The sequence below is a fragment of the Janibacter melonis genome (assembly GCF_020567375.1).
In the GTDB taxonomy this organism is placed as follows: Bacteria; Actinomycetota; Actinomycetes; order Actinomycetales; family Dermatophilaceae; genus Marihabitans; species Marihabitans melonis.
The window spans coordinates 630,656-642,639 of the sequence record NZ_JAJBZM010000003.1 but is presented as its reverse complement, the minus strand read 5'-3'; the positions used below and the strand labels follow the sequence as shown (position 1 = coordinate 642,639).

The 11,984-nt window shown below is 70.8% G+C and carries 8 protein-coding genes; 6 read left to right on the top strand and 2 right to left on the bottom strand.

The features are described 5' to 3' along the window. Window positions 1-5: 5 nt before the first annotated feature. Both LIV55_RS15195 and LIV55_RS15190 read right to left on the bottom strand, forming a co-directional pair. Entirely contained in the window at window positions 6-1,415 is a 1,410-nt protein-coding gene (locus tag LIV55_RS15195) for an MFS transporter (RefSeq protein WP_229300805.1), read from the bottom strand. A gap of 34 nt (window positions 1,416-1,449) precedes the next feature. Continuing rightward, window positions 1,450-2,817 carry an MFS transporter gene (locus LIV55_RS15190; RefSeq protein WP_229300804.1) on the bottom strand — a complete coding sequence of 456 codons (1,368 nt, stop codon included), beginning with the start codon at window positions 2,815-2,817 and terminating at the stop codon, window positions 1,450-1,452. A 243-nt stretch (window positions 2,818-3,060) separates the two neighbouring features. On the opposite strand from LIV55_RS15190, the gene LIV55_RS15185 reads away from it, so the two are divergent. Genes LIV55_RS15185 through LIV55_RS15160 form a run of 6 tightly spaced genes read left to right on the top strand, consistent with a single transcriptional unit; the run spans window position 3,061 to window position 11,982 of the window. Continuing rightward, entirely contained in the window at window positions 3,061-3,840 is a 780-nt protein-coding gene (locus LIV55_RS15185; protein ID WP_123090965.1) for a helix-turn-helix transcriptional regulator, read from the top strand. Next, window positions 3,837-7,580, top strand: a complete 3,744-nt coding sequence (locus LIV55_RS15180; protein WP_123090966.1) for a nitrate reductase subunit alpha — start codon at window positions 3,837-3,839, stop codon at window positions 7,578-7,580. The genes LIV55_RS15185 and LIV55_RS15180 overlap by 4 nt, the downstream gene beginning before the upstream one ends. 1 nt (window position 7,581) lies before the next feature. Beyond that, entirely contained in the window at window positions 7,582-9,252 is a 1,671-nt protein-coding gene (gene narH, locus LIV55_RS15175) for a nitrate reductase subunit beta (protein ID WP_229300803.1), read from the top strand. After that, the gene (gene narJ, locus LIV55_RS15170) at window positions 9,252-10,031 is read left to right on the top strand and encodes a nitrate reductase molybdenum cofactor assembly chaperone (RefSeq protein ID WP_229300802.1); all 780 of its coding nucleotides are present in this window, start codon (window positions 9,252-9,254) and stop codon (window positions 10,029-10,031) included. Before narH ends, narJ begins: the two co-directional genes overlap by 1 nt. After that, a complete protein-coding gene (gene narI, locus LIV55_RS15165; protein ID WP_229300801.1) occupies window positions 10,028-10,777 on the top strand; it encodes a respiratory nitrate reductase subunit gamma in 750 nt (249 codons plus the stop codon). Before narJ ends, narI begins: the two co-directional genes overlap by 4 nt. Window positions 10,778-10,827: 50 nt before the next feature. Then, window positions 10,828-11,982: a ThiF family adenylyltransferase gene (locus LIV55_RS15160; RefSeq protein WP_229300800.1), complete on the top strand. Its 1,155-nt coding sequence runs from the start codon at window positions 10,828-10,830 to the stop codon at window positions 11,980-11,982. Window positions 11,983-11,984 lie beyond the last annotated feature (2 nt).

Below are 11,984 nucleotides of genomic sequence, written 5' to 3'. Positions count from 1 at the left end.
CCAGGTCAGCTCTTCTTCGGCGCCCCCGGGCGGGCGTATCGCCACCACGTGATGGCGATGCACATGAGCGCCCAGGCGATGCCGATGCCGTAGAAGGCGAGCGCCCCGAAGGTCGTCACGCCGACCCCGAAGAAGAAGGGCCCGAAGGCCGCGATGGCGGCGGTCCAGCCGATGACGCCACCGGCCTGACGGCGCTCGAAGATCATCGGCATCTGCTTGAAGGTCGAGGCGTTGCCGATGCCCGAGAAGAGGAAGATCGCGAGCATCCCCCACAAGAACTTCGTGAAGCCTGCCTCGAGGGTGGCTGCCGAGGTCGTGTCGGGGGTGAGGGCCGTCATCGTGAAGGCGATCGAGGCGACGAGGCCGATGCCGGAGACGAGCGTCCAGACCGCCCCGCCCATCCGGTCGGTGAGCGGCGCGAAGAGCACGCGCGCGCCGGCGCCGACGAGCGGGCCGAGGAAGACGTACTTGACGACGTCGGGCACCTCGTAGCCCGGGACGAGGAGCTGGGCGCTGGCGCCCGCCCCGGTGACGATCGCGTCGTTGCCGCTGCCGTAGAGGTTGGCCATGAGGAGGCCGAACTGCGCCGACAGGCCAGAGAAGGTGCCGAAGGTCATGATGTAGAGCAGCGTCATCCACCAGGTGTCCTGGTTGCCGAAGATGTCGAACTGCTGACGGATGTTGGCCTGCACCGGCACCGAGCGCAGCATCGTCCACGCGAGGACGGCGCCGAGCACCATGAGCGGGATCCACACGAAGGCGGCGTTCTGGAACCACACCTGCGTCGGCTCCTTGCCCGGCGCCGAGAGCATCTGGCTGCCGCCGAAGATCGCCAGACCGCTGAGCGCGATGAGGTAGGGCGTGAGCAGCTGCACCAGCGAGACGCCGAAGTTGCCCAGCCCGGCCTGCAGCCCCAGGGCGGTGCCCTGCATCCGCTTCGGGAAGAAGTAGCTCGTGCTCGGCATGAAGCCCGAGAAGGCGCCGCCGCCGATGCCGGCGAGGAAGGCGAGGGTCATGAGCTCCCAGTACGGCGCGGTGGGCTGCTGGACCCGCACGCCCCAGCCGAGCGTGGAGAAGACGAGGAGCAGCGTCGTGAGCGCGACCATCTTGCGGGTGCCCATGATCGGGGGCAGCACCATCCACACGAGCCGGAAGAGCCCGGCGGCCAGACCCGGCATCGCGGCCATCCAGTACAGCTGCGAGGCGTTGAGGTCGTAGCCGAGCGCCGTGAGCTTGGGGATGATCGCGCTCGGCAGGAACCACGCGACGAAGGCGAGGGTGAGGCAGAAGGTCGTGATCCACAGGGTGCGCCAGGCCAGCGGCTTGTCCCAGCTCTGCTCGTCCTCGGGATCCCAGGACTGGAGCCACTCGCCTCCGGTGCGACCTGCTCGGGCGGTGGGGGTCGTGCTGCTCATCGGTGGTGTCCTTGTCTGCGCGAAGGGGTGAGGATCAGCGGGTGGCGAGGGCGCCCTGCGGCGCCTCGAAGTGGTCGGCGAGCTCGGGCGACTCGTCGTGGAGCATCCGTACGACCGTGAGGTGCATCCACGCGAGGCAGACGGCCGTGAGGACCAAGACGACGAAGAAGGTGCTCGTCGGGAAGCCGCTCCACTGCTTCGTGTAGGCGAAGAGCAGCGGCAGGAAGAAGCCCCCGAGCCCGCCGAGCATCCCCACGAGCCCGCCGACCGAGCCGACGTTGTCGGGGAAGTACTCGGGGATGTGCTTGAAGACGGCGGCCTTGCCGATGCCCATCGCGCACCCGAGGAGCACGAGGAGGGCGGTGAAGGGGGCGATGCCCAGGCCGTAGGCGAGGTGCTCGCTCGTCGAGCCGTCGGCGTGGACGACGACGAGGTGCCCGTTCGGCATCATGAGGACGCCGCTCGCGAGGAGCATGACGACGAAGGTCGCGTACATGACCCGCCGGGCCCCGACCCGGTCCGAGACCCAGCCGCCGAGCGGGCGAAGCAGCGAGGCCGGGAAGATGAAGAGCGCGGTGAGCAGGGCTGCCGTGCGCAGCTCGACCCCGAAGGTGGTCACGTAGTAGTGCGGCATCCAGGCCGAGAGCGCGACGTAGGCGCCGAAGACGGCGGCGTAGTAGAGGCTGAAGCGCCACACCCGCAGCTCGCGCAGCGGGGCGAGCATCGCCCGCAACGGCTTGCCCTGGCCCGCCATCCGGTCCTGCCGCGGGACGACGAGGTAGGTGAGCAGCGCGACGACGACGAGCGCGACCGAGTAGATGGCCGGGATGACCCGCCACCCTCCCTCGACCACGCCGAGATAGGTCGCCCCGGCGGTGGCCGTGAGCAGGCCGGGGGCGAGGACGAGCAGCAGCTTGGTGACCGACGCGCCGACGTTGCCCGCACCGAAGACGCCGAGCGCGAAGCCCTGGTGCTCCTTGGGGGTCCACGCGGAGTTCCACGCGACGCCGACGCTGAAGAGGTTGCCGGCGAAGCCGACGAGGAAGGCGAGGACGAGCAGGGTGGCGTAGCTGCCCGCCTGGGTGACGAGGAAGCACGGGATCGCGGTGAGCAGGAGCATCGCGATCGTCACGACCCGGCCGCCCACCCGGTCGGCGAGCATGCCGGCCGGCAGGCGCCACATCGAGCCGTTGAGCACCGCGACCGCGGAGATCCACGCGAGCTGGGGCTCGCTGAGACCGAGCTCGGCCTGGATCGGCACGCCGAGGACGCCGAACATCAGCCACACGGCGAACATCAGGGTGAAGGCCGTGCTCGACATGACGAGCACGCGGGTGGCCCCGCGGTAGCCGGCGCCGCCGGTCTGCATGGGTGCCGGACGTGCTGCTTGCGCTGCCGCCATGGGTGCTCCTCGTGAGCCCGGACGCCCTCTCGGACGTCTCCTTTTAATCGCTTAAAAATGACCCTACACCCGGCGCAGACCCCCTTCGACCACGTCTACGACGGCCCGGTCGCAGATGGTTGAACGCGTGACAAACCCTGCCGTAGCAGGGAATTACGACCTGTCGGCGTTGCCGAATAGGGCCGCGGTCGACGCGCCGGACCAGGTGTCCGGTCATTGCTTTTTATCTGCCAGACTGAGCGCGTGAACGTCACCCGACTCCCGTCCCAGCCCCCGGTCCCGCCGGGGGACGAGGGCGCCGGCCTGCTCCGGTCGGCGGTGCGTCGCGACATCGTCGACACGCTCGCCAACCTCGAGCCCGCCGTCCGTGAGGACGGCCTCACCGCCAAGGAGCTCGGTGAGCTCGTCGGCCTGCACACGACGACCGTGCGCTTCCACCTCGACCAGCTCGTCGGGGCCGGCATCCTCACGAGCCACTTCGTGCGCTCCTCGGGCGCCGGACGCCCGAGCAAGCGCTACGCCGTCGCGCCGGGCGAGCTCGAGCCGACGAAGGACGCCGAGGGATACAAGGTCCTCGCCGGTCTGCTCGCCGAGATGTTCGTGCGCAGCGACGGCGCGCCGATGACGCCTGAGGAGGCCGGCGCCGCGTGGGCGCACACCCACGCGCCGTCGCTGGTGCACCACTCCCCCTCGAGCGAGCCGGCTCGCAGCCCCGGGGTGTGGCTGAGCAAGGTCGGCCTGATGATCGACGTCCTGCGCGAGTGGGGCTACACCCCGAACCTGCGCACCGACAGCTCCGGGCGCACCGCCGAGGTCACCCTCGAGAGCTGCCCCTTCCTCTCGCTCGCCCGCACCAACCCCGAGGTGGTGTGCGGGGTCCACCGAGGACTCATGCGCGGCACCCTCGAGGTCTTCGGCGAGACCGAGACCGAGCTCTCGCTCGAGCCCTTCGTCGAGCCCCACCGCTGCCTGGCCCACGTGACGACCCGGGCCCCCTTCTCTCGATCTGGAGGCACCGCATGACCCCTTCGCCCACGCCCTCGACCCCGACGCCCCCGCGCTCGGCCGGTCTCGACGGCCCGATCTCCGAGGCGCTCGTCGGCACCCGCCGCTTCTTCACCCGGGCCGGCATCTCGCCCGACCAGCGCGCGATGTTCGTCGAGGGCGGACGCAGCGGCGACTCCTTCTACCGCGACCGCTGGAGCCACGACAAGGTCGTGCGCAGCACCCACGGCGTCAACTGCACCGGGTCGTGCTCGTGGAAGGTCTACGTCAAGGACGGGATCATCACGTGGGAGGCGCAGCAGACCGACTACCCGAGCACCGGGGCCGACCGTCCCGAGTACGAGCCGCGCGGGTGCCCCCGCGGTGCCGCCTTCTCCTGGTACACGTACTCGCCCACCCGGGTGCGCTACCCCTACGTGCGCGGCGTGCTGCTCGAGATGTACCGCGAGGCCCGGGCCCGCTACGGCGACCCCGTCGTCGCGTGGGGCTCGGTCGTGCAGGACGAGGAGGCCGCCCGACGCTACAAGAGCGCGCGCGGCAAGGGCGGTCTCGTGCGGGCCACGTGGGAGGAGGTCACCGACATGGTGGCCGCCGCGTACGTCTACACGATCAAGCGCTGGGGCCCGGACCGGATCGCCGGCTTCTCCCCCATCCCGGCGATGTCACCGGTCAGCTACGCCTCCGGCGCCCGCTTCAACGAGCTCATCGGCGCCCCGATGCTCTCCTTCTACGACTGGTACGCCGACCTGCCCAACGCCTCGCCGCAGATGTTCGGCGACCAGACCGACGTCCCCGAGTCGGGTGACTGGTGGGACGCCGGGTACCTCATCATGTGGGGCTCGAACGTCCCGCTCACCCGCACGCCGGACGCGCACTGGATGGCCGAGGCCCGGTACCGCGGTCAGAAGGTCGTCGCGGTCGCCCCGGACTATGCCGAGAACGTCAAGTTCGCCGACGAGTGGGTCGCCGCCGCGCCCGGCACCGACGGCGCCCTCGCGATGGCGATGGGGCACGTCGTGCTCAAGGAGTACTTCGCCGACCGTCAGGTCGACTTCTTCACCGAGTACAACCAGCAGTACACCGACCTGCCCTACCTCGTCAGCCTCGAGGCGGTCACGACGGACGGCGCGACCTCCTACCGCCCGGGCAAGTTCCTCGTCGCCGGCGACATCGACTGCGCCGAGAGCACGAGCGAGAACGCCATGTGGAAGACGGCGGTCATCGACGAGCGCACCGACGAGGTCGTCATCCCCAACGGCTCCATCGGGCACCGATTCGGTGACGAGGGTGCCGGCCGGTGGAACCTCGAGCTCGGCGACATCCGCCCGCGCCTGTCCCTCTACGGGTCACCCGACGCGGTCGAGGTCGAGCTGCCCCGCTTCGACAACGTCGCCGGCGCCGTGCGCGAGGAGCGCCGCGGCGTCCCCGTGCGACGGGTCGGCGACCACCTCGTGACGACCGTCCTCGACCTCATGCTCGCCCAGTACGGCGTCGCCCGCGACGGCCTGCCCGGCGCCTGGCCGACGGGCTACGACGACCCGGGGGTGCCGGCCACCCCCGCGTGGGGCGCCGAGATCTCCGGCGTGCCGCTCGAGCAGATCGTCCGGCTGGCCCGCGAGTGGGCGCAGAACGCCATCGACACGACCGGTCGCGGCATGATCCTCATGGGCGCCGGCACCAACCACTGGTACCACTCCGACCAGATCTACCGCGCCATGCTCGTCCTCACGACGATCACCGGCTGCCAGGGCCGCAACGGCGGGGGCTGGGCGCACTACGTCGGGCAGGAGAAGGTCCGCCCGATCATGGGCTTCCAGCACATGGCCTTCGCGCTGGACTGGATGCGCCCGCCGCGCCACATGAACCAGACGGCGTACTGGTACGTCAACACGAGCCAGTACCGCTACGACACCTTCACCGCCGACGAGGTCAACGGCAGCACCGGCGTCTTCGCCGGCCGCTCGACGATGGACCTGCTCGTCCAGTCGGCCCGCCTCGGGTGGACCCCCTCCTACCCGCAGTTCGACCGCAGCTCGCTCGCCGTCTCCGACGAGGCGAAGGAGGCCGGGGTGCCGGTCGGCGAGTACGTCGCCTCCGCGCTCAAGGCCGGCACCCTGCGCCTGGCCGTCGAGGACCCCGAGGCCCCCGACAACCACCCCCGGGTCCTCTCGCTGTGGCGGGCCAACCTCTTCGGCTCCTCGGCGAAGGGCAACGAGTACTTCCTCAAGCACCTCCTCGGCACCGACAACGCCGTGCGGGCCGCCGAGGCGCCCGAGTCGATGCGCCCCGAGGGGGTCGTCTGGCCCGAGCGGGCACCGGAGGGCAAGCTCGACCTGCTCCTCACCCTCGACTTCCGGATGACGAGCTCGACGCTGCTCTCCGACGTCGTCCTCCCGGCCGCGACCTGGTACGAGAAGCACGACATCAACACGACGGACATGCACCCCTTCGTGCACTCCTTCAACCCCGCGATCGCTCCCCCGTGGCAGTCCAAGAGCGACTGGGAGACGTGGAAGACGATCGCCAAGCGCTTCTCCGAGCTCGCCGTCGACCACCTCGGCACCCGCACCGACGTCGTCGCCAAGCCGCTGTGGCACGACACCCCCGAGGCGATGGCGACCGTGCACGGCCGCGTCCAGGACTGGGCGAAGGGGGAGTGCGACCCGGTCCCCGGGAAGACCATGCCGGTCCTCGTCGAGGTCACCCGCGACTACCCCGCGACCTACGAGAAGATGACCTCGATCGGCCCGCTCATGGAGAAGGCCGGGATGCTCACCAAGGGCGTGCGCTACGAGGTGGGGCGCGAGATCGACCTGCTGCGCGGGCGTCACGGAGTCGCCCGCACGGGCGCCGGGGCCGGGCAGCCGCGGATGGAGACCGACATCCAGGTCGCCGACGCGATCCTGCACCTCTCGGGCGTGAGCAACGGCCACCTCGCCACTCAGGGCTTCCGCTTCCTCGAGAAGCGCACGGGGACCCAGCTGCACGACCTCGCGTCGGAGCACGAGGGCAAGCAGATCACCTTCGCCGACACCCAGGCCGCGCCGGTGCCGGTCATCACCTCGCCGGAGTGGTCGGGCAGCGAGTCCGGCGGACGGCGCTACTCCCCCTTCACCATCAACATCGAGCGGCACAAGCCCTTCCACACCCTCACCGGTCGCCAGCAGATGTACGTCGACCACGACTGGATGCTCGGGATGGGCGAGGCGCTGCCGGTCTACCGGCCACCGCTCGACATGACCCGGCTCTTCGGCGAGACCCCGCTCGGCGAGCAGGTCGAGGAGGAGGGCCGCGGCATCGCGCTGTCGGTGCGCTACCTCACCCCGCACAACAAGTGGTCGATCCACTCCGAGTACCAGGACAACCTCTTCATGCTCAGCCTGAGCCGCGGCGGTCAGACGGTGTGGATGTCGGATGTCGACGCGGCGAAGATCGGCGTGCGCGACAACGACTGGATCGAGGCGGTCAACCGCAACGGCGTCGTCGCGGCCCGGGCCGTCGTCAGCCACCGGATGCCCGAGGGCACGGTCTACATGCACCACGCCCAGGACCGGCTCATCGACGTGCCGCTCACGGAGACCGACGGCAAGCGGGGCGGCATCCACAACAGCCTCACGCGGATCCTGCTCAAGCCGAGCCACATCATCGGCGGCTACGCGCAGCTGTCCTACTTCTTCAACTACATCGGCCCGACGGGCAACAACCGCGACGAGGTCACGACGATCCGCCGCCGCACCGACCAGGACGTGGAGTACTGACATGCGAGTCATGGCCCAGATGGCGATGGTGATGAACCTCGACAAGTGCATCGGGTGCCACACGTGCTCGGTCACCTGCAAGCAGGCGTGGACCAACCGAGCCGGCACCGAGTACGTGTGGTTCAACAACGTCGAGACCCGGCCCGGTCTGGGCTACCCCCGCGGGTACGAGGACCAGGACGAGTGGAAGGGCGGCTGGGAGCGCGCCGCCAACGGCCGGCTGCGCCTGCGCGCCGGCGGGCGGCTGAACAAGCTGCTCAACATCTTCTCCAACCCCAAGATGCCGAGCATCCAGGACTACTACGAGCCCTGGACCTACGACTACGAGACCCTCCTCGACGCCCCGGCGCAGAAGACCTTCCCCGTCGCCCGCCCCTACTCGCTCATCTCGGGCAAGCCGATGAACGTCTCGTGGTCGGCGAACTGGGACGACGACCTCGGCGGCAGCATGGAGCACGCCGTGAAGGACCCGATGCTCAAGGGCATCGAGGACAAGGTGAGGTTCGAGTTCGACCAGACCTTCATGTTCTACCTGCCGCGGATCTGCGAGCACTGCCTCAACCCCAGCTGCGCGGCGTCCTGCCCCTCCGGCGCGATCTACAAGCGCGAGGAGGACGGCATCGTCCTCGTCGACCAGGACCGCTGCCGCGGCTGGCGGATGTGCGTCACCGGCTGCCCGTACAAGAAGGTCTACTTCAACCACAAGACCGGCAAGGCCGAGAAGTGCACCTTCTGCTACCCCCGGGTCGAGGTCGGCATCCCCACGGTGTGCGCCGAGACCTGCGTCGGGCGGCTGCGCTACATCGGGATCATGCTCTACGACGCCGACCGCGTCCTCGACGCGGCCTCGGTGGAGGACGACCACGACCTCTACGAGGCGCAGCGCTCGGTCTTCCTCGACCCCTTCGACCCCGAGGTGCAGCGCGAGGCCGAGCGGGCCGGCATCCCCGGTGACTGGGTCGAGGCCGCGAAGGCCTCGCCCGTGCGGCGGCTCATCATGGACTACAAGGTGGCCCTGCCCCTGCACCCGGAGTACCGCACGATGCCGATGGTCTGGTACATCCCGCCGCTGTCGCCCGTCGTCGACGTCGTCACCGAGACCGGGCACGACGGCGAGGACGCGGACAACCTCTTCGCCGCCATCGACACCCTGCGCATCCCCGTCGAGTACCTCGCCAACCTCTTCACCGCCGGCGACGTCCGACCCGTCGACGAGGTCCTCAAGAAGCTCGCGGCGATGCGCTCCTACATGCGCGACATCAACCTCGGGCGTGACCCGCGCGGCGAGATCCCCGCGGCCGTCGGGATGGAGGAGGAGGACATGTACGAGATGTTCCGCCTGCTCGCCCTGGCGAAGTACGACGAGCGCTACGTCATCCCCACCGCCCACGGCGAGCAGGCGCACGGGCTCGAGGAGCTCGCGACGGACTGCGCGGTCTCGGGCTACGACACCGAGCTCGACGACCTCTCCGGCCCCTTCGGCGAGGGCTCCGGGCGCGGCGGCACGACCCCGGTCGCGGTGGAGAACTTCCACATGCTCGCCGAGCGCCAGACCTCCGACCAGCTCGTCGGCGGCGGCAGCAAGTCCGGGCGCGTCAACCTGCTCAACTGGGACGGCAAGGGCACCCCCGAGGGCATGTTCCCGACCCGAGGGTCCGGTGATCGGCCGTGATGCCGTGGCGGCGCCACCGCCGCAGCGCACCCGCCCTCGACGAGCGCGCCCAGGCCGACGCGTGGCAGATCATCTCGCTCCTCCTCGACTACCCCGACGAGCGCCTCCTGACGCTCCTGCCCGTCCTGCGGGAGAGCGCGAAGGGGTTGCCCCCCGGCGTCGGCGACCGCCTCACCGGCGTCGTCGACCACCTCGAGAGCACCCCCCTTCGCGAGCTCCAGGCGCAGTACGTCGACACCTTCGACGTCACCCGCCGGTGCGCCCTGCACCTCACGTACTTCTTGCACGGCGACACCCGCAAGCGCGGTGCCGCGCTCGTGCAGTTCAAGCAGGCCTACCGCCGTGCGGGCGTCGAGCTCGCCGACGAGGGCGCGGAGCTGCCCGACCACCTGTGCGTCGTCCTCGAGCTCGGCGCGACCGTCGACGCGGCCACCGCGTGGCGGCTGCTCAACGACCACCGCGTCGGCGTCGAGCTGCTGCACACGGCGCTCAAGGGCAAGGCCTCGCCGTGGCTGCCCGTCGTCCAGGCGCTGCGGGCCACCCTGCCCGCGCTCGGCGACGACGACGAGCAGGCCCTCGCCCGGCTCGTCGCGCAGGGCCCGCCCCAGGAGGACGTCGGCATCGACCAGTCCCCCTACACCCACGACCCGGCGGTCGAGGAGCACCTCGCGCGCACCTCGGGCACCACCTGCGGCAGCGCCGCCGCGGACCCCCTTCGCCCCACCCCGCCGCAGGCGCTCACGCCCGGCCCGACCATCCCCGTAGGAGCACCCCGGTGAGCACCTTCCTCTGGGTCATCGTCCCGTACCTCACCCTCGCGACCTTCGTCGTCGGGCACGTCTGGCGATACCGCTACGACAAGTTCGGGTGGACCACCCGCTCCTCGCAGCTCTACGAGGACCGGCTGCTGCGGATCGGCAGCCCGCTCTTCCACTTCGGGATGCTCGGGGTCGTCGCCGGCCACGTCATCGGCCTCGTCATCCCGAAGGTCGCGACCGACGCGCTGGGCATCAGCGCGCACACGTACCACGTCGTCGCGCTGGCGGGCGGCATCCCCGCGGGGCTGGCCGCCGTCGCCGGGCTCGTCATCCTCGTCTACCGCCGCCGCACCACCGGGCCGGTCTTCAGCGCGACGACGCTCAACGACAAGGTCATGTACCTCTTCCTCGGGCTCGTCATGGTCCTCGGGATCTGGAACACGATCGCGGGCTCGCTCCTGCGCTTCGGCGGCGAGTACGACTACCGCGAAGGGGTGTCGGTGTGGTGGCGCAGCATCTTCACCTTCGCGCCCGAGCCCGATCTCATGGCCGCCGCACCGCTCGGCTTCCAGCTGCACGCGCTCACCGCGATGATCCTCTTCGCGATGTGGCCCTTCACCCGGCTCGTCCACGTCTTCAGCGCACCGATCGGCTACCTCACCCGGCCCTACCTCGTCTACCGGTCACGCGACAGCCGTCCGGGCCGCGGCACGGGCAGCCGGGCACCCCGCCGCGGGTGGGACAAGCCCGAGCTGACCCGCCGCTGATCCCCACCCCGAGCAGCGCGACGCCCCCCGAGACGACGTACCGTCGACCCATGCCCTTCCCCGCCCTCGTCGAGCCAGGACCGCCCCTGAGCCCGGACCAGCTGACCCGGTACGCACGGCACCTGCTGCTGCCGAGCATCGGCGAGACGGGCCAGCGCCGGCTGCTCGCGGCCCGGGTCGCGGTCGTCGGCGCGGGCGGCCTGGGCTCCCCCGCCCTGCTCTACCTCGCGGCCGCCGGGGTCGGCGCGATCACCGTCGTCGACGACGACTCCGTCGACGCGACGAACCTCCAGCGCCAGGTCATCCACGACGCGATGTCGGTCGGCCTGTCGAAGGTCGAGAGCGCCGTCGACCGCGTGCGCGGGCTCAACCCCGACTGCGACGTCGTCGGACGGCACGTGCGCATCACCGACGAGAACGCCCGCGAGGTCCTCGCCGGGCACGACCTCGTCCTCGACGGCAGCGACAACTTCGAGACGCGGTACGCCGTCGACGCCGCCTGCGCCGAGCTCGGCGTGCCGCTCGTGTGGGCCGCCGTGTACCGCACCGCCGCGCACGTGACGACCTTCTGGACCGCTGCGCCCGAGGGGCTGCCCGCGGTCGGCCTGCGCGACCTCTTCCCGGACCCGCCCGAGCCGGGGTCGGTCCCGGCCTGCGGCGACGCCGGGGTGCTCGGTGCGCTCGTCGGGCAGATCGGGTCGATGATGACGAGCGAGGCGATCAAGCTCGTCACCGGGTCCGGGGAGCCGCTGCTGGGCCGCGTCCTGTACGTCGACAGCATGTCGAGCACGCAGCGCTCCATCCCCCTCGCCCCGTCGGGTCGGTACGACGCCGCGGTGCGGCGGCCGGCCGCCCCCGCTCCCCCGGCCGCGCCGGAGACGACGACCGTGAGCGCGACCGCCCTCGCCGCCCTCGTCGAGGCGCCGGGCTCCCCCTTCGTCCTCGACGTGCGCGAGCCGGCCGAGATCGCCTTCGGGATGGTGCCGGGCTCGGCGCACATCCCCCTGGCCACCCTGCGCGACGGCGACCCCGACGCGCTCGGCGTCCCGCGCGACCGCACCGTCGTCCTCGTGTGCAAGGCCGGGCCGCGCGCGACCCTGGCCGCCGCGACCCTGCGAGCCCACGGCTACGAGCAGCTCGAGGTGCTCGACGGCGGCATGCTCGCGTGGGTCGACGAGGTCGACCCCTCTCTCCCCCGCTACTAGGA